At 72.9% G+C, this 23,865-nt stretch carries 22 protein-coding genes; 17 read left to right on the top strand and 5 right to left on the bottom strand.

Annotated features, from left to right (window positions below; genetic code table 11):
- The first annotated feature begins 291 nt into the window (after positions 1-291).
- The 4 genes from ACZ7LY_RS15685 (at position 292) to ACZ7LY_RS15670 (ending at position 5,554) form a co-directional block, all read left to right on the top strand.
- A complete protein-coding gene (locus tag ACZ7LY_RS15685; protein WP_471625119.1) occupies positions 292-1,440 on the top strand; it encodes a quaternary amine ABC transporter ATP-binding protein in 1,149 nt (382 codons plus the stop codon).
- Positions 1,433-4,042 carry an ABC transporter permease/substrate binding protein gene (locus ACZ7LY_RS15680; protein WP_471625118.1) on the top strand — a complete coding sequence of 870 codons (2,610 nt, stop codon included), beginning with the start codon at positions 1,433-1,435 and terminating at the stop codon, positions 4,040-4,042. Before ACZ7LY_RS15685 ends, ACZ7LY_RS15680 begins: the two co-directional genes overlap by 8 nt.
- 192 nt (positions 4,043-4,234) lie before the next feature.
- Positions 4,235-4,810 carry a helix-turn-helix domain-containing protein gene (locus ACZ7LY_RS15675; RefSeq protein WP_471625117.1) on the top strand — a complete coding sequence of 192 codons (576 nt, stop codon included), beginning with the start codon at positions 4,235-4,237 and terminating at the stop codon, positions 4,808-4,810.
- An 18-nt stretch (positions 4,811-4,828) separates the two neighbouring features.
- Positions 4,829-5,554 carry a helical backbone metal receptor gene (locus ACZ7LY_RS15670; protein ID WP_471625116.1) on the top strand — a complete coding sequence of 242 codons (726 nt, stop codon included), beginning with the start codon at positions 4,829-4,831 and terminating at the stop codon, positions 5,552-5,554.
- A 67-nt stretch (positions 5,555-5,621) separates the two neighbouring features.
- Here the strand turns inward: ACZ7LY_RS15670 and ACZ7LY_RS15665 are convergent, their stop codons facing one another.
- Positions 5,622-6,746, bottom strand: a complete 1,125-nt coding sequence (locus ACZ7LY_RS15665; protein ID WP_471625115.1) for a TDT family transporter — start codon at positions 6,744-6,746, stop codon at positions 5,622-5,624.
- Between the two features lie 70 nt (positions 6,747-6,816).
- Between ACZ7LY_RS15665 and ACZ7LY_RS15660 the strand changes: the two genes are divergently transcribed.
- Entirely contained in the window at positions 6,817-7,779 is a 963-nt protein-coding gene (locus ACZ7LY_RS15660) for a LysR family transcriptional regulator (protein WP_471625114.1), read from the top strand.
- Positions 7,780-7,809: 30 nt separating this feature from the next.
- On the opposite strand, the gene ACZ7LY_RS15655 is transcribed toward ACZ7LY_RS15660, so the two are convergent.
- Together ACZ7LY_RS15655 and ACZ7LY_RS15650 are read right to left on the bottom strand one after the other, a co-directional pair.
- Positions 7,810-8,508, bottom strand: a complete 699-nt coding sequence (locus ACZ7LY_RS15655; protein ID WP_471625113.1) for a gamma-glutamyl-gamma-aminobutyrate hydrolase family protein — start codon at positions 8,506-8,508, stop codon at positions 7,810-7,812.
- A gap of 163 nt (positions 8,509-8,671) precedes the next feature.
- On the bottom strand, positions 8,672-9,400 hold the full coding sequence (locus ACZ7LY_RS15650; RefSeq protein ID WP_471625112.1) for a FadR/GntR family transcriptional regulator: 729 nt from the start codon (positions 9,398-9,400) through the stop codon (positions 8,672-8,674).
- A gap of 105 nt (positions 9,401-9,505) precedes the next feature.
- Between ACZ7LY_RS15650 and ACZ7LY_RS15645 the strand changes: the two genes are divergently transcribed.
- The 5 genes from ACZ7LY_RS15645 to ACZ7LY_RS15625 all read left to right on the top strand — a co-directional run bounded on the left by ACZ7LY_RS15645 (position 9,506) and on the right by ACZ7LY_RS15625 (position 15,466).
- On the top strand, positions 9,506-10,885 hold the full coding sequence (locus ACZ7LY_RS15645; RefSeq protein ID WP_471625111.1) for a glutamine synthetase family protein: 1,380 nt from the start codon (positions 9,506-9,508) through the stop codon (positions 10,883-10,885).
- Between the two features lie 92 nt (positions 10,886-10,977).
- Positions 10,978-12,333, top strand: coding sequence for an aldehyde dehydrogenase family protein (locus tag ACZ7LY_RS15640; protein ID WP_471625190.1), 1,356 nt, complete (start codon positions 10,978-10,980; stop codon positions 12,331-12,333).
- The gene (locus tag ACZ7LY_RS15635) at positions 12,330-13,118 is read left to right on the top strand and encodes a 3-oxoacyl-ACP reductase (RefSeq protein ID WP_471625110.1); all 789 of its coding nucleotides are present in this window, start codon (positions 12,330-12,332) and stop codon (positions 13,116-13,118) included. The genes ACZ7LY_RS15640 and ACZ7LY_RS15635 overlap by 4 nt, the downstream gene beginning before the upstream one ends.
- Positions 13,119-13,149: 31 nt before the next feature.
- On the top strand, positions 13,150-14,436 hold the full coding sequence (locus tag ACZ7LY_RS15630) for an HAD family hydrolase (RefSeq protein WP_471625109.1): 1,287 nt from the start codon (positions 13,150-13,152) through the stop codon (positions 14,434-14,436).
- Between the two features lie 118 nt (positions 14,437-14,554).
- The gene (locus ACZ7LY_RS15625) at positions 14,555-15,466 is read left to right on the top strand and encodes a DUF2510 domain-containing protein (protein ID WP_471625108.1); all 912 of its coding nucleotides are present in this window, start codon (positions 14,555-14,557) and stop codon (positions 15,464-15,466) included.
- An 81-nt stretch (positions 15,467-15,547) separates the two neighbouring features.
- Here the strand turns inward: ACZ7LY_RS15625 and ACZ7LY_RS15620 are convergent, their stop codons facing one another.
- Positions 15,548-16,750 (bottom strand): amino acid deaminase/aldolase, encoded by a 1,203-nt coding sequence (locus ACZ7LY_RS15620; RefSeq protein WP_471625107.1) that lies wholly within the window; start codon positions 16,748-16,750, stop codon positions 15,548-15,550.
- 319 nt (positions 16,751-17,069) lie between these two features.
- Between ACZ7LY_RS15620 and ACZ7LY_RS15615 the strand changes: the two genes are divergently transcribed.
- The 3 genes from ACZ7LY_RS15615 (at position 17,070) to ACZ7LY_RS15605 (ending at position 20,373) form a co-directional block, all read left to right on the top strand.
- A complete protein-coding gene (locus ACZ7LY_RS15615) occupies positions 17,070-18,092 on the top strand; it encodes a hypothetical protein (RefSeq protein WP_471625106.1) in 1,023 nt (340 codons plus the stop codon).
- Positions 18,089-19,240: a type VII secretion-associated serine protease mycosin gene (mycP, locus tag ACZ7LY_RS15610; RefSeq protein ID WP_471625105.1), complete on the top strand. Its 1,152-nt coding sequence runs from the start codon at positions 18,089-18,091 to the stop codon at positions 19,238-19,240. The genes ACZ7LY_RS15615 and mycP overlap by 4 nt, the downstream gene beginning before the upstream one ends.
- 401 nt (positions 19,241-19,641) lie before the next feature.
- The gene (locus tag ACZ7LY_RS15605) at positions 19,642-20,373 is read left to right on the top strand and encodes an SseB family protein (RefSeq protein WP_471625104.1); all 732 of its coding nucleotides are present in this window, start codon (positions 19,642-19,644) and stop codon (positions 20,371-20,373) included.
- A 91-nt stretch (positions 20,374-20,464) separates the two neighbouring features.
- Here ACZ7LY_RS15605 and ACZ7LY_RS15600 read toward each other — a convergent pair whose 3' ends face one another.
- A complete protein-coding gene (locus ACZ7LY_RS15600; protein WP_471625103.1) occupies positions 20,465-20,845 on the bottom strand; it encodes a DUF1844 domain-containing protein in 381 nt (126 codons plus the stop codon).
- A gap of 370 nt (positions 20,846-21,215) precedes the next feature.
- Here ACZ7LY_RS15600 and infC point away from each other — a divergent pair, with 370 nt between their 5' ends.
- The 4 genes from infC (at position 21,216) to ACZ7LY_RS15580 (ending at position 23,760) form a co-directional block, all read left to right on the top strand.
- Positions 21,216-21,914: a translation initiation factor IF-3 gene (infC, locus tag ACZ7LY_RS15595; RefSeq protein WP_471625189.1), complete on the top strand. Its 699-nt coding sequence runs from the start codon at positions 21,216-21,218 to the stop codon at positions 21,912-21,914.
- 123 nt (positions 21,915-22,037) lie between these two features.
- Positions 22,038-22,232, top strand: a complete 195-nt coding sequence (rpmI, locus tag ACZ7LY_RS15590) for a 50S ribosomal protein L35 (protein ID WP_007829094.1) — start codon at positions 22,038-22,040, stop codon at positions 22,230-22,232.
- Positions 22,233-22,333: 101 nt separating this feature from the next.
- The gene (rplT, locus tag ACZ7LY_RS15585; RefSeq protein WP_189976603.1) at positions 22,334-22,720 is read left to right on the top strand and encodes a 50S ribosomal protein L20; all 387 of its coding nucleotides are present in this window, start codon (positions 22,334-22,336) and stop codon (positions 22,718-22,720) included.
- Between the two features lie 200 nt (positions 22,721-22,920).
- The gene (locus ACZ7LY_RS15580) at positions 22,921-23,760 is read left to right on the top strand and encodes a TrmH family RNA methyltransferase (RefSeq protein WP_471625102.1); all 840 of its coding nucleotides are present in this window, start codon (positions 22,921-22,923) and stop codon (positions 23,758-23,760) included.
- Positions 23,761-23,865 lie beyond the last annotated feature (105 nt).

Genomic DNA, 23,865 nt, shown 5'->3' with positions numbered 1-23,865 from the left:
TCCGCATCATGCCGCAGCCCTGTGACAGTCACCGTCCGGTCGCCCCGGTAAGGCGCGCCGGGAAAGCGTCGTCACCGTATGTGAGGGAATCGGTGTCATGCGTGAACAGTGTGTGAACTGGGCCACTCTTTTGTTTGCTTCGGGCGGGCCGGGGCAGGCGCCGACCCGGAGCGGACCCGGTCGCGCGTTCAACTACTGGACGGCTGACCGGTCAGGCGGGCAGACCCCGCGCCGCTCCACGGCCCGCCGGCGGGGGAGGCGGGCCGTCTTGGTTCGACCCGAGAGGTGTATGTGTCCAGGCTTGAAGCCGAAGACCTGTACAAGGTGTTCGGCAGACGACCCACTGAGGCGGTGGAGAAGCTCCGCCGCGGAGCCGACCGTGAGGAGTTGCGTGCGGACGGCACGACGGCTGCCGTGATCGATGCGACCTTCACGGTCGAGCCCGGTCAGATCTTCGTCGTCATGGGTCTGTCGGGTTCCGGCAAGTCCACCCTTCTGCGCATGCTGAACGGACTGTTGGAGCCCACCGCGGGACACGTCCGCTTCGACGGCCAGGACCTGACGACCCTGTCCTCGCGCGAACTGCGCGAGGTCCGGTCGAAGAAGATCAGCATGGTCTTCCAGCACTTCGCGCTGTTCCCGCACCGCTCCGTCCTGGAGAACGCGGCGTACGGCCTCGAAGTACAGAAGGTGCCGCGCGAGGAGCGCGAGAAGCGCGCCCACGAGGCGCTGGAGCTGGCCGGGCTCAAGGGCTGGGAGAAGTCCTTCCCCGACGAGCTGTCCGGCGGTATGCAGCAGCGTGTGGGCCTGGCCCGCGCGCTCGCCACGGACGCCGACCTGCTGCTCATGGACGAGTCGTTCAGCGCGCTCGACCCGCTGATCCGGCGCGACATGCAGGACCAGCTCCTGGAGCTGCAGAAGACGCTGAAGAAGACCATCGTCTTCATCACGCACGACCTCAACGAGGCCATGCGCCTGGGCGACCGCATCGCCGTCATGCGTGACGGCCGCATCGTCCAGATCGGCTCCGCCGAAGACATCCTTGTCACGCCCGCCAACGAGTACGTCGCGTCCTTCACCCAGGACGTCGACCGCTCCCGCGTGCTGACCGCGGGCGCGATCATGGGCGCCCCCGGCGACGGGTACACGGCGGCGGACGCCCCGGCGACCGTCACCGAGGACACCCCGATCATCGACCTGTTCACGCCGTGCTCGACCAGCGAGGTCCCCGTCGCCGTCACCGACGCCGACGGCACCCTCACCGGTGTCGTGCCGCGTGAGCGGCTGCTCGCCGTGCTCGGCGAGCCGATGAAGTCCGTGGAGGAGGACTCCGCGCCCAAGGCCTTGAAGACCGGCGGCGCGGACCGGCCCGAGGACGCGGTGGTCTCCCCCCGCGGCGAGGGCGACGAGCCGGTGGAGAAGGTGAACGCCGGTGCCTAGGATTCCCTTCGGCGACTGGGTCAACGACGCGGTCCAGTGGATGCTGGACCACCTCGGCTGGTTCTTCGAGTTCTTCGAGAACATCTTCAAGAGCGTCTACACCGGTCTCAGTGACCTCCTCCAGGCCCCCGAGCCGCTGATCATGGCCGGTATCTTCGCCGTGATCGCGTTCTGGCTGCGCGGCACGCTCGGTGCCGTACTGACCTTCGTCGGGTTCTGGTTCATCGACAACCTGGAACTGTGGGACGACGCGATGCTCACGCTGTCGCTCGTCCTCGTCTCCACGGTGATCGCCCTGGTCATATCCGTGCCGCTCGGTATCTGGGCGGCACGCTCCAACCGCGTCAGCGGTCTGTTCCGGCCGGTCCTCGACCTGATGCAGACGCTGCCCGCGATGGTCTATCTGATCCCCGCGATCCTGTTCTTCGGCTCCGGCGCCCCCGCCGGCATCGTCGCCACGCTGATCTTCGCGCTGCCCCCGGGCGTGCGCATGACCGAGCTGGGCATCCGGCAGGTCGACAAGGAGCTGGTGGAGGCCGCCGACGCGTTCGGCACCAAGCCCGGCAACACGCTGTGGCGCGTCCAGCTCCCGCTCGCCCTCCCGACGATCATGGCCGGTGTCAACCAGGTCATCATGCTGGGTCTGTCCATGGCCGCCATCGCGGGCATGGTCGGCACCGGCGGTCTCGGTGGCGCGGTCAACGAGGCCATCGGCCAGCTCAACGTGGGTCTCGGCGCCGAGGCCGGCATCTCGATCGTCATCCTGGCGATCTACCTCGACCGCATGACCAGCTCGCTCGGCCAGCAGGTCTCCCCGCTCGGCCGCCGCGCGCTCGCCAAGGCGCGGGCCGCGCAGGGCCTCAAGGTGTGGTCCTACCGGCCGCGCCCGGCCGTCGCCGTGGTCGGCGTCGTCGTCCTCGCGCTCGTCGCCGGCGGCATGGGCATGTTCGGCAGCTCCCCGGCCACATCGTCGGCCGGTGACGCCACGGACGTGGGCAAGGGCAAGAAGCTCTCCATCGGCTACATCCCCTGGGACGAGGGCGTCGCCTCCACGTTCCTGTGGAAGGAGGTCCTGGAGCAGCGCGGCTTCGACGTCGAGGCCAAGCAGATGGACGCGGGCCCGCTCTACACCTCGCTCGCCCAGGGCAACGTCGACTTCGAGACGGACTCCTGGCTGCCGACGACCCACGCCCAGTACTGGAAGAAGTACGGCAAGCAGCTGGAGGACCTCGGCGCCTGGTACGGCGAGACGTCCCTGGAGCTGACGGTGCCCGCCTACATGAAGGGCATCGACTCGCTGGCCGACCTCAAGGGCCAGGGCGCGAAGTTCGACGGCAAGATCACCGGCATCGAGGCCAGCGCCGGCGAGACCGCGCTCCTCAAGAGCAAGGTGCTCAAGGCGTACGGGCTCGACAAGGAGTACAAGGTCGTCGACAGCTCCACCCCGGCGATGCTGGCCGAGCTGAAGCGCGCGATCGCCAAGAAGAAGCCCATCGTGGTCCCGCTCTGGTCGCCGCACTGGGCGTACAACGACTACGACCTGAAGAAGCTCAAGGACCCCAAGGGCGTCTGGGGCAAGGGCGACGGCGTGCACTCGCTGGCCCGCAAGGGCTTCGGCAAGGACACCCCCGAGGTCGCCGACTGGCTCAAGAAGTTCAAGATGAGCGAGAAGGAGCTGACGAGCCTCGAAGCCGAGATCAACAAGGTCGGCAAGGGCAAGCAGCAGGACGCCGTCAAGGCGTGGCTCAAGCAGCACCCCGGCTACGTCGACAAGGTCGCCCCGGTCAAGAAGCAGTCGCGCGGCTCGGACTCCAAGGACCCGGTGAACGTCGCCTGGTTCCCGTGGGACGAGGACGTCGCGGTGACGTACCTGTGGAAGAACGTCCTGGAGAAGCGCGGCTACAAGCTGAACCTCAAGCAGATGGACGTCGGCCCCGTCTACACCGGCCTCGCCGGCGGCGACCTGGACGTCAACTTCGACGCCTGGCTGCCCTACGCGCAGAAGAACTACTGGGACCAGCACAAGAACGACCTCAAGGACCTGGGCAGTTGGTACAGCCCCACGTCCCTGGAGATCGCCGTGCCGTCCTACGTGAAGGGCATCAAGTCGCTCGCCGACCTCAAGGGCAAGGCGAAGACCTTCGACGGCAAGATCATCGGCATCGAGCCGGGCACCGGCGAGATGAACATGCTGAAGAAGCAGGTGCTCCCCGGCTACGGGCTCGACAAGGAGTACCAGGTCGTCGACGGCTCCACGCCGGCGATGCTGGCCGAGCTGAAGCGCGCCATCGCCAAGAAGAAGCCGGTCGCCGTCGTCCTGTGGTCGCCGCACTGGGCCTACAGCGAGTACGACCTGACCAAGCTCGCCGACCCGAAGAAGAAGTTCGGCGAGGGCAACACGATCCGCACGATCTCCAACAAGGACTTCCCGAGCAAGTACCCGCAGCTCACGAAGTGGTTCAAGAACTTCAAGATGAGCGAGGACGAGCTGGGCAGCCTGGAGGCCGAGATCAAGAAGAGCGGTCAGGGGCACGAGGAGGAGGCCGTCACGACGTGGCTCAAGAGCCACGGTGACGTCGAGAAGCGGATGACCGCTTCCTGACCTTCCGCGTCCCCGGAGGGGGCGGGTCACGTCCGGCGCGAGCCGCGACGGGACCCGCCCCCTCCGGGGACGCCGTGCGCCACCGCGCGCGTGCCGCGCGTCACGGCTCGGCCCGCTCACCTGAAACTGTTTGAGGACTTGCGTAGGGTGCATTCCAACGGCAGGCCCCGACAGCGGGAGGGAGCGGACGTCATGGACGAACACAAGGAGACGCTGCGCGTCGGCGCGGCCGTCCGGCGCCGCCGTCGCGCGCTCGAACTGACACTGTCGGCCGTCGCCCGCCGCAGCGGCCTCTCGGTGCCCTTCCTCAGCCAGGTGGAGAACGAGCGGGCGAGACCCAGCCGCCGCTCCCTGGAGAAGGTCGCCGACGCCCTCGGCACGACCGCCGTCGAACTCCTCGCCGCCGCCGACCCCGCCCGCACCGTGGACCTCGTGCGCGCCGACGACACCGACGTGGAGAGCGCCGACGACGGCTTCGTCGTACGGTCCCTGGTGCGCGGGCACCACCAGATGCACGCGCAGGAGTTCGTCGGCGACCACGACCCGGGCCGCGAGTTCCAGCTCCGCAACGACGTGCTGATGTACGTCACCGAGGGCGCCGTCGAGGTCGAGGCGGAGGGCCGCGCCCACCGTCTGGTCCGCGGCGACACTCTGTATCTGACCGGCGGCGTACGGCACCGGTGGCGGGCGACGGTCCCGGAGGCGCGGGTCCTCGTCGTGGCGGTCGCCGAGCACATCGACGCGGTCGACGAGCCCGGCCCCAAGTAGCCCCGGGCAGCCGCCGCCATGCGAGTCGTCTCCCTGGTCCCCTCGCTCACCGAGGCCGTCGCCGTGAGCGTGCCGGGCGTCCTCGTCGGCGCCACCGAGTGGTGCACCCACCCCGCCGGGCTCGACGTGCCGCGCGTCGGCGGGACCAAGAACCCGGACGTGCCCGCGATCCTCGCCCTGCGCCCCGACCTCGTCGTCGCCAACGAGGAGGAGAACCGCCCGCCCGACCTCGCCGCCCTGCGCGCGGCCGGCGTGCCCGTCCTCGTCACCGAGATCCGCGATCTGCCGCAGGCGCTGCGCGAGCTGGACCGCGTGCTGCGCGCGTGCGGCGCCCTGACCCGCCCCCGCTGGCTCGACGACGCCGAGGCGGCCTGGGGCGCCCTGCCCGCGCCCGAGCGCCGCTCACGGGCCGTCGTGCCCGTCTGGCGGCGCCCCTGGATGGTGCTGGGCCGCGCCACGTTCGCCGGGGACCTGCTGGCCCGTCTCGGCGTCGACCACGCGTACGCGGGACACGCTGAGCGCTACCCGCGCGTGCCGCTGGAGGAGCTGCGCGCCGCTGCCCGTGACCTCGTGGTCCTGCCCGACGAGCCGTACCGGTTCGCCGCCGACGACGGCCCCGAGTGCTTCGAGGTACCCGCCGCGCTCGTCAGCGGACGCCATCTGACGTGGTACGGGCCTTCGCTGGCCGAGGCGCCCGGGGTGCTGGCGGCGGCCTTGCGCGAGGCCGGTCACGCCCTGCCGTGAGCCCTCCCCGGCCGCGTCACGCCGAGCGCCGCGTCATGTCGAACGCCGTGTCAGGCCGCGCGGTGCCTCACGCGCGCGGGGCGGCGAGCAGACGCCCGGCGAGCAGCCCGCGGGCCGTCCGCGCCGACGCCACCGCCCAGGCCGCCACGAGCAGCGCGTACAGCAGCACCGCGAGCCCCTCGAACACCGCGAGCCCGGTGTGCTTGGCGAGCCCCTCAGCGCCCGTCACACACGTGCCCACGGGGAACGTGAACGCCCACCACGTCATGGCGAACCCCATGCCCTGCCGCCGCGCCCGCACGACCATCGCCACGGCCAGCGCCAGCCACATCAGGGCGAAGCCCATCACCGGCACGCCGTACAGCACGGCGAACGCCGAGAAGCCGTGCGCGTACGCGTCGGGCAGGACGCCCGGTGCCACGTCCGCGAACTTGTTGGCGGCGGTCGTCGACTGCCCGAGCGGGCCGAGCACCAGGAACAGCGTCGGGGTCAGCGCGAGCGGCAGCGGCCCGGCCGTCACCAGCCGCGCGAAGATCACCGGCAGCATGACGAGCGTGGCCAGCAGGCTCAGGCCGAACATCGCGTAACACGCCAGCAGCAGCGTCTGCCGCGCCTGCCCCTCGGGCAGATGCGCCACGAGCAGCGGCCCGACCGCCGCCGACACCATCGGCGCCACCACCGGCAGCAGCCACACCGGCGACGCCTCCTGCGCCGCGATCCGATGCCGTACGACCATCAGGTACGGGATCGCCACCGCGGCGGCGAGCCCGATCACCGTCCCCGCGACGAACAGCACGGTGTCCACGGCGACCGCCGCCGGCAGCCCGATCCAGTCCGCGCCCACCAGCACCGTGCCCGCGCCGACCGCGAGCAGCGCCATCGACAGGCAGCCGTAGAACGGCGCGACCGCCGGGTCGAGCAGATGCCTGCGGGCCTGATCGCGGTGGTGCGCCCAGTGCAGCGCCCGCGCCCCGAGCAGCGTCAGCAGCAGCACGCCCGACAGCGCCCACACCACCGCGCACGCCGTCCGCTGCCCGGGGAACTGCCAGGGCAGCGTGACGCCAGCGTTGGCGACGATGGCGGTGCCCATGACGGCGGCGTACCAGTTCGGGCCGAGGTGGCGGACGAGGGCGGCGCGGCGCACGGGCGCGGGCGCGGTGGACGGGGACAAGGACGGAGCGGCGGTGACCATGACCTCACCGTCTCGCGGGGGAGCGGCCCCCACCAGGGACGCTTCCGCTATGGGGACATAAGCTGCCTTTATGAGCAGCGAGCGCGGAGAGGCAGCACAGGCACCCGACGGGACGGCACCGCCGCCGGGCACCCTCGCCCACCGCGTCCCCGACCTGGGCGCCCTGCAACTCCTGCTGGCCGTGGCCCGGCTCGGCAGCCTCGGCGGCGCCGCCCGCGAACTCGGCATCACCCAGCCCGCCGCCAGCAGCCGCGTCCGCTCGATGGAACGCCAGCTCGGCCTCGCCCTCGTCGACCGCTCCCCGCGCGGCTCCCGGCTCACCGAGACCGGCGCCCTCGTCACCGACTGGGCGCGGCGCGTCGTGGAGGCCGCCGAGGAGTTCGACGTGGGCGCGCAGGCGCTGCGGGTGCGGCGCGACTCCCGGCTGCGCGTCGCCGCCAGCATGACCATCGCCGAGTACCTGCTGCCGCGCTGGCTCGTCGCGCTGCGCACCGACCGGCCCGACACGGCCGTCTCGCTGCTCGCCGGGAACTCCGCTTCGGTCGCGCGCCGCCTGCTGTCCGGCGAGGCCGACCTCGGCTTCGTCGAGGGCGTCTCCGTACCGGCCGGCCTCGACTCGGCGGTCATCGCGCACGACCGGCTCGTCGTCGTCGCCGCGCCCGGCCACCCCTGGTCCCGGCGCCGCCGCCCCCTGACCGCCGCCGAACTGGCCGCCACCCCGCTCATCCTGCGCGAGGAGGGCTCGGGCACCCGGCAGGTCCTGGAGGCGGCGCTCGGCGCGCCCGCCCGGCCCCTGATCGAGCTGTCCTCGACGACGGCCGTGAAGTCGGCGGCCGTGGACGGCGCGGGCCCCTCCGTCCTGAGCGAACTCGCGGTCGGCGAGGAACTGGCCTCCCGGCGCCTGGTCCGCATCCCCCTGGAAGGCGCGCCCCTGACCCGCGCCCTGCGCGCCGTCTGGCCCACCGGGCACCGCCCGACGGGCCCGGCCCGCGACCTGCTCTCGCTCACCCGCACGGGCCGCGACAAGAACTGAGCGCCCGGGACGGCTCCAGGGCGGGGGGCGTCAGAAGCCGTGCGGGGTGCTCGCCGCGCGGACCAGGCCCTCGGTGACGCGGGTGTCCTCGCCCATCTCCGGATGCCACTGCACGCCCATCACCCAGGCCATGCCCGGCAGTTCGACCGCCTCGACCGTGCCGTCCGCCGCGTACGCCGACGCCACGAGCCCGCGCCCGAGCCGGTCCACCGCCTGGTGGTGATAGGTCGGCACGTCCGCGACCTCCGGTACGAGATCCGCGTACCGCGTGCCGGGCACGGGCGTCACCGTGTGCCTGCCGAAGACGCCGATGTCCTTGAGGTGCCCCTCGATGTGCTGGGTGAGCGTCCCGCCGAGCGCCACGTTCAGCAGTTGCATGCCCCGGCACACGCCGAGCAGCGGGGTGCCGGAGGTGGACGCGGCGCGGATCAGGGCCAGTTCCCAGGCGTCGCGCGCGTCGGCGGCGGGTCCGGTGCGCGGGTCGCGCTCGGCGCCGTAGCGGGCGGGCGCCACGTCGGGGCCGCCCGCCACGATGACGCCGTCCAGCCGGGCCACCACGTCCGGCGCGTGCTTCGGGTCGTCGGGCGGCAGCATCAGGGCGAGGCCGCCGGACCTCTGGACGAGCGCCGGGTAGCCGGCGGGCAGCAGCGCGGCGGGCAGCTCCCAGGCGCCCCAGGCCGCGCGGTCCTCCAGGTACGTGCTGATGCCGATCAGCGGCCTGCTCACCATCGTGCCGTGCTCCCCAACCTCGCGTCGTGGCCCGCGTGCGCCCGGCCCCGGGCCCCTTCGCGCCATGGAAGGAACGAGGGTACGAGATCACGGGCCCCGTCACCGGGACGTTCAGCATGCGGTCACCTGGGCCAAAGGAACGACCGTGGACCTTTGCGTGGGATCAGGTCAGGAAGCCGCGCAGCAGGGCCGCCGTGCCCGCGCAGTGCTCGCGCATCATCTCCCGCGCGCCGTCCGCGTCGCCGTCGAGGACCGCCTCCACCAGCGCCGTGTGCTGGCGCTGCGAATGCTCCAGGTTGCGCACCAACAGCGGGATGCAGTCGAGGAGTTCGTTCACCGTGGCTCGTACCGCCGCGTACTGCGTCGCCAGCGTCGGCGAGCCGCACAGCCCGGCGAGCGTCAGATGCAGCAGCGTGTCCCGGCGCCGGTACTCCGCGAGCGGCGCGTCGTGCGTGTCCGCGAGCGCCGCCCGCAGCCGCCGCTCCTGCCCCGCGTCCAGACCGTGCGCCGCGCACAGCCCCGCCGCGCCCACCTCCAGCACCTCGCGGAAGCGCAGCGCGTCCTCCACGTCGACTCCCCTGACGCGGCGCCGCAGTTCATCCTCGCCGGCCGCCCCGGGGCGCGGCAGCACGAACGTGCCGCCGTACCGGCCGCGCCGCGACTCCACGAGCCCCTGGTCCTGGAGGACCTTCAGGACCTCGCGCAGCGTGACCCGGCTGATGCCGAGCCGGTCCGCCAACTCCCGCTCCGACGGCAGCCGTTCACCGGCCGGGACGAGACCGAGCCGGACCACCTGGAGGATCTGCTCCAGCGCCTCCTCGAAGCCGTTGCCGGCGCGAACCGGGCGCAGCACAGCCGCCCCGGCGCCCGGCGCGGTCTCCTCGTGCGACATGCCGCCCCGCCCCCTTCCCAAGCAAAGGTCTTCCGCAATACCTTATGGCGGGCGGCCGCGAGGCCGGCCACCGGCCGTTCCCAGGGACCCGAGGAGGCCACCGACGTGGCAGACCGCACACCCCCGCTCGGCGTCGACGAACTGCGCGCGCTCGTCGGGAGCGGGGAGATCGACACGGTCGTCCTCGCCTTCCCCGACATGCAGGGCCGCCTCCAGGGCAAGCGGTTCGCCGCCCGCTTCTTCCTCGACGAAGTCCTCGAACACGGCACGGAGGGCTGCAACTACCTCCTCGCCGTCGACACCGAGATGAACACCGTGGACGGCTACGCCATGGCGTCCTGGGACCGCGGCTACGGCGACTTCGCCATGCGCCCCGACCTAGGCACCCTGCGCCGCGTCCCCTGGAACGCGGGGACGGCCATGGTCCACGCCGACCTCGCCTGGGAGGACGGCACGCCCGTCGCCGCGGCCCCCCGCCAGATCCTGCGCCGCCAGCTGGAGCGCCTGGCCGCCCTCGGGCTCACCGCCCAGGCCGGCACCGAGCTGGAGTTCATCGTCTTCAAGGACACCTACGAACAGGCGTGGGACGCGGGCTACCGCGCACTCACCCCGGCGAACCAGTACAACATCGACTACTCCGTCCTCGGCACCGGCCGCATCGAGCCCCTGCTGCGCCGCATCCGCAACGAGATGGCGGGCGCGGGCCTCACCGTCGAGTCCGCCAAGGGCGAGTGCAACCCGGGCCAGCACGAGATCGTCTTCCGCTACGACGAAGCGCTCATCACCTGCGACCAGCACGCGCTGTACAAGACGGGCGCGAAGGAGATCGCCGCGCAGGAGGGCGTCTCGCTCACCTTCATGGCGAAGTACGACGAGCGCGAGGGCAACTCCTGCCACATCCACCTCTCGCTCACCGACGAGGACGGCCGCAACGCGATGGCGGCGCCCGAGGGCCACCCCGGCGGCCACGGCGCCATGAGCGACCTCATGCGGCACTTCCTCGCCGGACAGCTCGCCGCCCTGCGCGACTTCTCCCTCCTGTACGCCCCGAACATCAACTCCTACAAGCGGTTCCAGGCCGGCTCCTTCGCGCCGACCGCCGTCGCCTGGGGCCACGACAACCGCACCTGCGCCCTGCGCGTCGTCGGCCACGGCCGCTCCCTGCGCTTCGAGAACCGGCTCCCCGGCGGCGACGTCAACCCCTATCTGGCGGTCGCGGGCATGATCGCCGCCGGGCTGCACGGCGTCGAACAGCGGCTCGAACTGCCCGAGCCCTGCGCGGGGAACGCGTACACGGCCGCGTACGAGCACGTGCCGACGACGCTGCGCGAGGCCGCCGAGCTGTGGGAGACGAGCCCGCTGGCGAAGGCCGCCTTCGGCGACGAGGTCGTCGCCCACTACCGCACCATGGCGCGGGTCGAACTCGACGCGTTCGACGCCGCCGTCACGGACTGGGAGCTGCGCCGAGGATTCGAGAGGCTGTGACCTTGCCCCACCGGGAGAACGCCCTGAACACCGACCCGCACCCGCACACCGACGCGCACCCGGACCCGGCCCCGCCCGGCGACCCCGGCTCGCTGACCGTCCTGAACCCCGCCACCGCCGAGACGATCGCCACCGTCCCCGCCGCCGACGAGGCCGCCGTCGACCACGCCGTGCGCCGGGCGGCGAAGGCGCAGCACGCCTGGGCGGCCACCGCCCCCGCCGACCGCGCCCGCCTGCTGCGCCGCTTCGCCCAGCAGGTCGACGACCACCTGGACGAACTGGCCGCCCTCGAAGTGCGCGAGGCGGGCCACCCGATCGGCGCCGCCCGCTGGGAGGCCGGCAACGTCCGCGACCTGCTCCTGTACGCGGCCGGCGGCGCCGAACGCCTCAACGGCGCCCAGATCCCCGCCCCCGGCGGCTGGAACGTCACCTTCCACGAACCGCTCGGCGTGGTCGGCGTCATCGTCCCCTGGAACTTCCCCATGCCGATCGCCGCCTGGGGCGCCGCCCCCGCCCTCGCGGCCGGCAACGCGGTCGTCCTCAAGCCCGCCGAGACCACCCCGCTCACCGCCCTGCGCCTCGCCGAACTCGCCCTGGCCGCCGGGCTGCCCGAGGGCCTGTTCCAGGTCGTGCCCGGGCATGGCGGCGTCGCCGGCCGCGCCCTCGTCGACCACCCGGACACCGCCAAGGTCGTCTTCACCGGCTCCACCCGCACCGGCCGCGAGGTCATGCGGCGCTGCGCCGACGGCACCAAACCCGTCACCCTCGAACTCGGCGGCAAGAGCCCCAACATCGTCTTCGCCGACGCCGACCTCACCCGCGCCCTCGACCCGTTCTCCTTCCTCGACAACGCGGGCCAGGACTGCTGCGCCCGTACCCGCGTCCTCGTCCACGAGTCCGTGTACGACCAGGCCGTCGAGCACCTGCGCGACGCGCTGGAGGCGGTCGTCGTCGGCGACCCCGCCGACGAGAAGACCCAGATGGGCCCCCTGATCTCCCGTCAGCAGCTCGACCGCGTACGGGACTTCGTGCCGGGCGGCGCTCCCGGGCTGCGCGGCGCCGCGCCCGAGGGGCCCGGGTTCTGGTTCCCGCCGACCGTCCTGACCGGCGAGGCCCCCGGCTCGCGGGCCGCCACCGAGGAGATCTTCGGGCCCGTCGCCGTGCTGCTGCCGTTCACCGACGAGGCCGACGCCGTCCGCCTCGCCAACGCCACGCCCTACGGCCTGTCCGGCTCGATCTGGACCCGGGACGTGGGCCGCGCCCTGCGCGTCTCCGCCGCCGTCCGCGCCGGGAACCTGTCCGTCAACTCCCACGCCAGCGTGCGCTACTGGACCCCGTTCGGCGGCTACAAGCAGTCCGGCGTCGGCCGTGAACTCGGGCCCGACGCGCTCACCGCCTTCACCGAGACCAAGAACGTCTTCATCAGCACGGAGGGCCCCGCACAGTGACCGCATCGCAGGAGAGCGTCTGCCGCCGCCTCGTCGGCCGCACCGCCGTCATCACCGGCGCCGGCAGCGGCATCGGCCTCGCCACCGCCCGCCGCCTGGCCGCCGAGGGCGCCCACGTCGTGTGCGGCGACATCGACGAGAGCGCGGGCGCCAAGGCCGCCGACGAGGTCGGCGGCCTCTTCGTCACCGTCGACGTCACCGACGCCGAACAGGTGGAGGCCCTGTTCAAGGCCGCGTACGACACCTACGGCTCGGTCGACATCGCCTTCAACAACGCCGGTATCTCGCCGCCCGACGACGACTCCATCCTCGACACCGGGCTCGACGCGTGGAAGCGCGTCCAGGAGGTCAACTTGACCTCCGTGTACCTGTGTTGCAAGGCCGCGCTGCCCTACATGCGCCGCCAGGGCAAGGGCTCCATCATCAACACCGCGTCCTTCGTGGCCCGCATGGGCGCCGCCACCTCCCAGATCTCCTACACCGCGTCCAAGGGCGGCGTCCTCGCCATGTCCCGGGAACTCGGCGTCCAGTTCGCCCGCGAGGGCATCCGCGTCAACGCCCTGTGCCCCGGGCCGGTCAACACCCCATTGCTCCAGGAGCTGTTCGCCAAGGACCCCGAGCGGGCCGCGCGCCGGCTCGTGCACATCCCCGTCGGCCGGTTCGCCGAGGCCGACGAGATCGCCGCCGCCGTCGCCTTCCTCGCCAGCGACGACTCCTCCTTCGTCAACGCCACCGACTTCCTCGTCGACGGAGGCATCTCGGGCGCGTACGTCACGCCTCTGTAAGGGACGCGTCAGATCGGTGTACGGTCCCCGGATGCGTAACAGAGATGTTGCCGCGTGGACTTCGGCCGTGGTCACCACCCTGGTGACCGCGGCTCTCGTCTCTCCAGCGGCCGCCGCCACGTCCGCGTCCACCGCCTCCGGCACCCGCGCCTGCCCGCAGCTCTCCACGAAGCTGCCCTGGTACGGGGAGAACCGCGAGCACCTCCAGCAGATGATCGACGAACGCGGGACCTGCGGGGGCCACCACGGCCCGCGGCCCGTCGCCGCGTTCGACTGGGACAACACCGTCTCCAAGAACGACGTCACCGACGCCACCATCGCCTGGTCCCTCCGACACGACAAGATCCTGCGCCCCGCGAGCTGGAAGAAGACCAGCAAGTGGCTGACCGACGAGGCCGACAAGGCGCTCACCGCCGCCTGCGGCACCGCCGTGCCCGTCGGCGCGCCCCTGCCCACCTCCACCGACACCGACTGCACCGACGAGATCTTCAACATCCGCGAGTCGGGCAGAACCATGAGCGGTGCCGCCGCGTTCGCCGGTGACTGGAACCACCGCCGCACCGTGCCCCAGTACGCCTGGGTCCCCCAGCTGTTCGCCGGGCACACCGTCCCCGAGCTGGAGTCCTACGCGGCCGCCGCCCGCAAGGAGGCCCTCGCCGCGCCCGTGGGGGCCACGCGGAAGCTCGGCACGCACACCATCCCCGGGTACGTCCGCTACTACGAGCAGCAGCGCGACCTCATCCGCACGCTCCAGCGCGCCGGGTTCGACGTCTACATCGTCTCCGCCGGCTCCGAACCCGTCACCGAGGTCTGGTCCAAGGGCGTCGGCATCGACCGCGCCCACACCGTCGCCATCCGCTCCGTCCTCGACGCGCGGGGCCGCATCACCACGTACAACGAGGGCTGCGGCGGCACCGGACGGACCCAGGGCGAGGCCATCCCGTACATCGACGGCAAGCGCTGCTGGATCAACCAGGAGATCTACAAGGTCAAGGGCGCAGCCGCCTGGGAGAAGCAGCGCTGGGGCAAGCGGATCGCGCTCGGCGGCGGGGACGCCGACACCGACGTCACCTTCGTCGGCGACGCCACCGGCGCCCACCTCGTCCTCAACCGCAACAAGACCGAACTCATGTGCCGCGCCTACGACGACGAGGACGGCCGCTGGGTCGTGAACCCCATGTTCATCGAGCCGCTGCCCCGCAAGTCCGGCCCCTACCCCTGCTCCACCGCCGGTCACAACGAGCCCGGGGGCGGCTTCGGGCCCCTGCGCCGCGCGGACGGCAGCCCCGTACCCGACCAGACGGACACCGTGTACTGACGGTGTACCGAATGCTGACGGTGCACGGACGGCGTACGGGCGGGCGACCGGCCGAAACCCGTCGGGCACTGCGAGCGGACCGGTCCCGTGAGCCGGGCGCCCGCCGTACAGTGCCGGGGTGAACACGCCGCCGCCGGGCTGGTACCCGGACCCCCAGGCCCCGACCACCGAACGCTGGTGGGACGGGGTCGCGTGGACCGACGCCCGGCGGCAGCCCGCCCCGCCGACCGTGCCACCGCCGCCCGTCGGCCACGGCACGCGGCGCGGCCCCGGGCGCGTCGTCGCCGTCGCCGTGGCGGCCGTCGCGGTCGTCCTCGCGGTCGCCGCCGGACTCGTCGTCACCCTCACCCGCCATGGCAGCGACCCCGCACCCGAGGCAGGCCCCGCCGCCGACGCCACCTCCGCCGCCCCGGCCACGCCCGTGACATCGGCCCCCGCGCCCGCGCCCTCACCGAGCGAGGACCCGGGCCGCGTCACCGACGAGCTGAACGGCATCACCCTGCCCGTCGTCGACGGCTGGCAGAAACCCCAGTACGTCGCCGACGAGGACGTCGTCCTCACCACCCACGGCACCTACGACTGCCCCTTCGACCAGGGCCTGTGCCGGCACGGCACCGTCGCCACCCGCACCGTCACCGGCGAGGACACCTCCGACCTGCGCGCCCTCGCCCGCAAGGACGTCTCCGACGCCGCGGGACTCGCCTACGACAAGAACGCCATCGGGGAGCGCCCCTTCGGCGGGCTCACCGGCCACAAGGTCGTCGCCGCCCGGCAGATCGGCGTCGCCGGACGCGCCGGATTCCTCGTGCGCTGGCGGGTACGGACCGCCAAGGGGCCCGGCGGCTGGGTGCAGTCCGTGGTCTTCCCCTCCAGCGTCGGCTCGCAGTCCCTCGTCGCCGTCCGCTGCGCGCTCGACGCGGGGCCCGGCTCCCGCCCCCTCGCCGACCTCGACCGCATCGTCAAGGGCATCGCCCCGCTCGGCGGCAGCGGCGGCGGGGGAGTGGGCAGCAGCATCGGCCCCACGGACTGACGGCCCGCGAGGCCGCGCTCACGCCTCCGCGCGGCTCACAGGAAGGTGTCGCCCGCCGCGCGGCTCACGCTTCGGCGCGGCTCACAGGAACGTGTAGCCCTCGCCCCGGTACGTCGGCACCGTCTCGGCCACGCTGTCACCGGACACGAGGTGCAACACCTCGAACCGCTCGCACAGTTCACCGGCCTTCGCGTGCCGGAACCACACCTTGTCCCCGATCAGCAGATCGTCCGCCGGCGACCCCAGCAGCGGTGTCTGCACCTCGCCGGGCCCTTCCTGCGGGTCGTAGCGCAGCCCCTCCGGCAGATACGGCACCGGCAGCCGGTCCTGGCCCGCGACACCCGACGCCGGGTAGCCGCCGCCGAGCACCGTCACCACCCCGACGCCGGGCCTGCGCACGACGGGCTGCGCGAACAGCGCCGCCGGACGGCCCGTGAACGACGTGTAGTTGTCGAACAGGCGCGGCACGTACAGGCCCGACCCGGCCGCGATCTCCGTCACCGCCGCCTCGGCCGCCGTGTGCTGCACACTGCCCGTGCCGCCGCCGTTGACGAACTCCAGGTCCGGCACCACGGACCGCACCGCCCGCACCACCGCCGCCCGCCGCGCCGCCAGCTCCTTGCGCGCGGCGGCCTGCATCAGCCGGATCGCCCGCGACCGCACCGGGCGCCCCGCCACGTCGTCCCCGACACCGGCGACATGACCCTCGTACGCCATGATCCCGACCACCCGGAAACCGGGGCGCGAGGAGACCAGGCGGGCCAGCTCCGCGAGGTGGTCGGGGGTGCGCAGCGGGGAGCGCAGGGCGCCGACCCTGACCCGGCCGCCGAGGACCTGCCAGGACGTGTCCAGCTCCAGACAGACCCGGATCTCCTGGGTGCCGCCGTCGCGGGCGTCGTCGATCAGCCGCAGCTGCGCCGGGTCGTCGACCATCACCGTGACGGCGGCGGCCAGCTTCGGGTCGTGCGCCAGCTCGGCGAAACCGGCCCGGTCCGCCGACGGGTACGCGAGCAGCACGTCCTCGAACCCGGAACGCGCCAGCCAGACCGACTCGGCCAGCGTGAACGACATGATCCCGGCGAACCCGTCGCGCGCGAGGACCCGCTCCAGGAGCGCCCGGGAACGTACGGACTTGCTCGCCACCCGGATCGGCTTCCCCGCCGCACGCCGGACGAGGTCGTCGGCGTTGGCGTCGAAAGCGTCCAGATCGACGATCGCCACGGGGGCGTCGAGATGTGCGGTGGCCCGGTCGTAACGGGCACGGTCGGCGGCGCGCGGTGTCATGGCCGAAGCCTGCCAGACGCGATTACCGCAGGGTAGAGGGACGATCCGGGCAGATCGGCCGGGCGACCCCGGCGAGGCGCCCCGCGCGCGGACTGGCCCGTTAGAGTGACGCGCACGCAGGTTGAGGAAACGGGGAGGCATGAGCACCGAAGCCCGACGTGTTCCCCCACGCCCGACGGACCCGCCCCAACCTCCGGCCGCCGTCCCGCCGTTGCCCTCGGCGCCGCCGCCACCGCCCCCCACGGCCCGCTTCCCGGACCGCCGCCCGGCCCGGGAGGCCGGACGCCCCGGAGACGGGGAGCGCCACGGGTCCCGGCCGGTGCCCCCGCGGACGGCGAGCGAGACGACCACCCGGCTGCGGCCCGTCCCGGCCGCCGCCCCTTCCGCGCCCCGCGCCGCTCCTCTCGTACCGCCCGCGCCTCCCGTGCCGCCGGTACCGCCCGCGCCTCCGGCCGCCCCGCGCCGGGACGTCGGCGCCGTCGACCTGACGCCCGACCCGCGCACGGCCGGGCGCCCCTTCGTCCGTTTCGCGCGCCCCGCGCACTACGACGACAGCACGACCCGGCTGCGCCCGGTCGCCCCGCACCGCCGGCTGCGCGTCGCGGCCGCCGCCGCGTGCCTGGTCCTCGGGCTCGGCCTGATCGGGGGCGCCGCCACCGGCACCCTGCTCACCGGCGAGGACGGCGGCGGCACGCTCTCCGCGCAGGCCGCCTACCGCGACGCCGGGGAACTGTGGCACGGCATACCCGTCGACCGCCTCTTCCCGCGCACCCTCCTCGGGGAGGGCGCGGGCCCCGGCGGCGCCGACCGGACCTGGACCCGCGTCGCCGTCGCCCCCGACAGCGGCTGCCGGGACGCCTTCGACCCGCTGCTGCGCAAGGCGCTGCGCTCCGCGGGCTGCCTGCGCCTGCTGCGCGCCACCTACACCGACGCCACCCAGTCCAGCGTCACGACGGTCGGCCTGATGTTCACCAAGGCCGACGCCCCGGCGATGGCGGCGCTGCGCGGCCGGTTCCGCGACCAGCGCCTCGACCGGCGCGCCGACCTGATGCCCCGGCCCTACGCCGCCGCAGGCACCGTCGCCGAAGGGTTCCACGACGCCCAGCGCGCCTCCTGGGCCATCGACGTGCTCACCGACGCGCCCGTCGTCGTCTACGCCGTCTCCGGCTTCGCCGACGGACGGACCGTCGGCGACCCCCTGCCCGCCGTCGACGCCATGCGGCCCGGCGCCACCGCCGCGCCCGCCCAGGCCGGCCTCGGCCATGAGGCGCGGGGCGTCGCCGACCGGGTCGAGCGTGCCTTGCGCAAGGCCGTCCAGAAGTCCACGGAGCAGCCGTCATGAACCGCCCGAGCGCCGTCCGCAGGCTCGCCGTGCTCACCGCCGCGGCCGCGCTCGCCCTGCTGCCCTCCGCCGCCGGCGCCGACACGATCCGCGCCCAGCAGTGGGGGCTGTCCGCCCTGCACACCCAGCAGGCGTGGCGCACCACCAAGGGCGCCGGGATCACCGTCGCCGTCCTGGACACCGGCGTCGACGACCGCCACCCCGACCTCGCCGGGAACGTCCTGCCGGGCAAGGACCTCGTCGGCTTCGGCGCCGGGCGCGGCGACCGGCCCTGGGCCCGCCACGGCACCGCCATCGCCGGGATCATCGCCGGTCACGGCCACGGCAAGGACAACGCCGAGGGCGTCCTCGGCATCGCCCCCGAAGCGAAGATCCTGCCCGTGCGGGTCATCCTGGAGGACGGCGACCCGGACCGGGCCAAGGCCCGGCGCACGCGGGGGACCGCCCTCGCCGAGGGCATCCGCTGGGCCGCCGACCACGGCGCCGACGTCATCAATCTCTCCCTCGGCGACGACTCCGACACCGCGCACCCGGAAGCGGCCGAGGACGCGGCCGTCCAGTACGCGCTGAAGAAGGGCGTCTCCGTCGTCGCCTCCGCGGGCAACGGCGGCGAGAAGGGCGACCACATCTCCTTCCCCGCGGCCTACCCCGGCGTCCTCACCGCCACCGCCGTCGACTCCTCCGGCGCCCGTGCGTCCTTCTCCACGCGGCGCTGGTACGCGAGTGTCGCCGCGCCGGGGCGGGGCATCGTCACGGCGGATCCCGACCGGACGTACTACTCGGCGTGGGGTACGAGTGCGGCGTCCGCGTTCGTCTCGGGGGCGGTGGCGCTGGTCCGCGCCGCGCATCCCGGGCTCGACCCGGCTCAGATCAAGCGGCTCATGGAGGACACCGCGCAGGATCCGCCGCCGGGGGGCCGGGACGACGCGCGGGGATACGGCATGGTCGATCCCGCCGCCGCCATCGTCGCGGGGCGGGCGCTCAAGGGGCGGGGGCTTTCTTCCGCGGCGTACGGGGAGAAGTACTTCGGCGGTGGGCCGGTGGGGCCTGATGAGGATGGGCCCGCGCCCTGGGTGACGCCGGCGGCGTACGTCTTGGGGGCGCTGCTCCTCCTGACGGGCGCCCACCTCTACCGCACCCGGCACTGACCCCCGGGGGGCCTGGGAGTTTCCCTTGAGGCCAGCCCCGCAAGGGGCGCGGGGAACTGCGCGACCAGCCACGACGAGACCCGCACCCGGCGACGACGCCCGGGGCTCCGCCCCAGACCCCGCTCCTCAATCGCCGGAGGGGCTTGAGGGTGCGACAGCCGGAGGGGCTTGAGGGTGCGGCAGCCGGAGGGGCTGGGAATGGATGGCGCTGAGATCAGCCCCGCAAGGGGCGCGGGGAACTGCGCGACCAGCCACGACGAGACCCGCACCCGGCGACGACGCCCGGGGCTCCGCCCCGGACCCCGCTCCTCAATCGCCGGAGGGGCTTGAAGTCACCGGAGATGGACGGTGCTGAAGTCCCCGCCGGGGCCGGAGGCAACCGCGCGGGTAGGGTCGAGGGCGTGGTGAACAAGAACATTCCTGACCCCGGTTTCTCCGACGACGACGGCTCCGCGGACCCCCGCCTCACCGCCGCCCTGACCGCCTGGTCGAAGGACCGCACGGCCCACGCCGGCGTACTGGCCGCCCTGAAGGACGCCCGCCTCCTCGTCCCGGTCGTCGCCGTACTCGGCGAGGTCGAGGAGGACGAGAACGGCCTGCGCCGGGAGAAGACGTCCGACATGGCCGTCCCCACGCTGAAGGCCGGCGACCGCACCGCGCTGCCCGCGTTCACCTCCACGGACTCCCTCGCCCTGTGGGACCCCGAGGCCCGCCCCGTCGCTGTCCCGCTGCACCAGGCGCTCCAGGCGGCGGCGCACGAGAAGGCCGACACGGTCGTGATCGACCTCGCGGGCCCCGTCGCCTACGAGCTGACCGGCGCCGCCCTGTACGCCCTCGCCGAGGGCCGCGCCAGCACCGACCCGCTCGCCGACCCCGCCGTCACGGACGCGGTCCGCGCCGCCGTCGCCGCCGAACCGGCCGTCGCCCGCGCCCACCTCGGCCCGGGCACCGCCGACGGCACCCTCGCCCTCGTCCTGGACGCGGACGCCGACGTCCAGGCCACCGCGCAGGCGCTCGCCGCCCGTATCGCCGCCGACGAGACCCTGCGGGCCCGCCTGGTACGCGGCCTCGACCTGGCCCTCCTCCCCGCCGGCACCGCACCCGCCGGCGACCCCCTCTACGTACGCCCCTGAGAAGCAGGGGACGCAAGAGCGCCGGCCGGACACAGGAGCGCCCCCGGCCCGTGAAGGACTCGGGGGCGGCGGTGGACCGGGGCGGGAGGCGTCAGCCGTAGACCGCGCCCGTGTACTTCTCGCCCGGGCCCTGACCCGGCTCGTCCGGGACGAAGGACGCCTCGCGGAAGGCGAGCTGGAGGGACTTGAGACCGTCGCGCAGCGGAGCCGCGTGGAACGAGGAGATCTCCGTCGCGCTGCCGTCGAGCAGCCCGGCGAGCGCGTGGATCAGCTTGCGGGCCTCGTCGAGGTCCTTGTGCGCGTCGCCCTCCTCGGTGAGGCCGAGCTTCACGGCGGCGGCGCTCATCAGGTTCACCGCGACCGTGACGATGACCTCGACGGCGGGCACCTCCGCGATGTCACGGGCCAGCGCGTCGTAGTCGGGGGCGGCGTCGGGGACGCCGGCGGCGGTGGAAGGGGTCGGCTCACTCATGCGTCCCACGATATGCGGCCCGCGGAGCCCCTCGCGCCGCGCACCCGGTTGGGCGCCACCGCCAAGTGCTGCTAACCTTGTGTGACGACCGGCCGGAAACCCTCGTCCCGAGACGTGAGTGCCCGGCCCACAAGTGGAGGCTCCGATCTCCCACCTGGCTGCCCTCGCGGGCGGCGGGTCACCGGTCAGGCGGTCGCCATCGTTCCGTACGGACGATGGAAGCCGCAGGACAGCAAGCGCCCCGCGGTCACTCGTGGCGGTGCTCCGGTAATTCTTGGAGCCCCCCGTGTGTACCGTCCGGGGCATTTTTTGTGCGCCGGCGCGGTTGGTACTACGTAACAGACGTAACGCGGCGGTCCGCCAGGCCGTCGTGTGGTGCTACCGAGGAGGATCCATCAGCGCCGAGCCCCGCATCAACGACCGGATTCGCGTTCCCGAGGTGCGACTTGTCGGTCCCAGCGGCGAGCAGGTCGGGATTGTTCCGCTTGCCAAGGCCCTGGAGCTTGCGCAGGAGTACGACCTCGACTTGGTCGAGGTTGCCGCGAACGCGCGCCCGCCGGTCTGCAAGCTCATGGACTACGGGAAGTTCAAGTACGAGTCGGCCATGAAGGCCCGTGAGGCGCGCAAGAACCAGGCGCACACGGTCATCAAGGAGATGAAGCTCCGGCCGAAGATCGACCCGCACGACTATGACACCAAGAAGGGTCACGTCGTCCGGTTCCTCAAGCAGGGCGACAAGGTCAAGATCACGATCATGTTCCGTGGCCGTGAGCAGTCCCGTCCGGAGCTCGGCTTCCGGCTGCTGCAGCGTCTCGCGGAGGACGTCCAGGACCTCGGGTTCGTCGAGTCGAACCCGAAGCAGGACGGCCGAAACATGATCATGGTCCTCGGTCCGCACAAGAAGAAGACCGAGGCGATGGCCGAGGCCCGTGAGGCGCAGGCCGCCCGCAAGGCCGACGCGAAGGCCAACCCCGGCAAGTCGCAGAACGCGGCCGAGGCCGACGCCGACGTCGAGGCCGAGGCCGAGGTCGAGGCCGACGCCCCCGCCGAGGCTCCTGCCGAGGCATGATCCGCAGGCGCACAGCTGGTGCGCCTCGGATACCAACTGACACAACTGACGTTCCCCCACGGCCGGTCCGGGCCTCGCGCACGGACCGGCCGGGAACGCCACTGACGAGGAGAGAACGGCGCTATGCCGAAGAACAAGTCGCACAGCGGTGCCAGCAAGCGCTTCAAGGTCACCGGCTCCGGCAAGGTGCTCCGTGAGCGCGCCGGCAAGCGCCACCTGCTCGAGCACAAGTCGTCGCGCCTGACGCGCCGCCTCACCGGCAACGCCGAGATGGCCCCGGGCGACGCCAAGAAGATCAAGAAGCTTCTCGGCAAGTGAGGTGCCGGCGCCGAAAGCGCCGCGCACACCCTCACCACCGGGACCTATTCGAATTCGGGTCGGGTGAAGACAACCCCGGCCCCGCTACAAGGAGTTAAAAAGTGGCACGCGTCAAGCGCGCGGTGAACGCGCACAAGAAGCGTCGGGCGATCCTCGAGCAGGCCAGCGGCTACCGCGGTCAGCGTTCGCGTCTGTACCGCAAGGCCAAGGAGCAGGTCACCCACTCCCTGGTCTACAACTACAACGACCGCAAGAAGCGCAAGGGCGACTTCCGTCAGCTCTGGATCCAGCGGATCAACGCCGCTGCCCGCCAGAACGGCATGACGTACAACCGCCTCATCCAGGGTCTGAAGGCCGCCAACATCGAGGTGGACCGCAAGATCCTCGCCGAGCTGGCCGTCAACGACTCCAACGCGTTCGCCGCGCTGGTCGAGGTCGCGCAGAAGGCCCTCCCGGCCGACGTGAACGCGCCCAAGGCCGCCGCCTGAGCGCTCCGCTGAGCCGGACGTGATATTCGGACCCGCAAGCCGAGTGCTTGCGGGTCCGAGTGCGTTCGGTGTCTCGTCTGCCGTCGTCCGTTGTCTGCCGTGTGCGAGCCGTCAGTGGCTGAGCGCGCCCACGCGGCGGAGCCGCACATCGACACTGCCCCGCGCCCCTTGCAGGGGCGCTTGCCCCTAGGTGAGTCCTCATGGTTGCCCCCGAACTGATCTCTCCCAAGTCCTCCCGTGTGTCCGCGGCCCGGCGGCTCGGGAAGCGGAACTTCCGGGGCAAGGAGCGGCTGTTCCTCGCCGAGGGCCCCCAGGCCGTACGGGAGGCCGCCGCGCACGGCGGGCTCGTGGAGATGTTCACGACCGTCGAGGCCGCCGAGCGCTACGCCGAGATCGTGGGCGAGGCCCGCGCCGCGGGCGCCCGCGTCCATCTCGCCGACGAGAGCGTCATCGCCGACATCTCCACCACCGTCACCCCGCAGGGACTCGTCGGCGTCTGCCGCTTCCTCGACACGCCGTTCGAGGAGATCCTCGCCGCCCGCCCCAAGCTCGTCGCCGTCCTCGCCCACGTACGCGACCCCGGCAACGCGGGAACCGTGCTGCGCTGCGCCGACGCCGCCGGCGCCGACGCCGTCGTCCTCACCGACGCCTCCGTCGACCTGTACAACCCGAAGGCCGTCCGCGCCTCCGTCGGCTCCCTGTTCCACCTGCCCGTCGCCACCGGCGTCCCCGTCGAAGCCGCCGTCGCCGGGCTCAAGGACGCCGGCGTGCGCATCCTCGCCGCCGACGGCGCGGGTGAGAACGACCTCGACGACGAACTCGACCACGGCACCATGGGCACCCCCACCGCCTGGGTCTTCGGCAACGAGGCGTGGGGGCTGCCCGAGGAGACCCGCGCGCTCGCGGACGCCGTCGTGCGCGTCCCCATCCACGGCAAGGCCGAGAGCCTCAACCTCGCCACGGCCGCCGCCGTGTGCCTCTACGCGTCCGCCCGTGCACAGCGCGCCCCCGGAGGGTGCCGCTCCGTCACCCCCAGCTAGGGCCTGTCCTTCGGATCATGCCGGGGTCGCGGGCTCTGGCACCGCACCTCGCGGCGTTGTCGTCGGTTGCCATGGCTCCGCCATGACGCCCTCCTCCGCCTTGCG

Source organism: Streptomyces sp. NPDC107550 (assembly GCF_055639095.1).
This window is presented reverse-complemented; position numbering and strand designations above follow the sequence as displayed.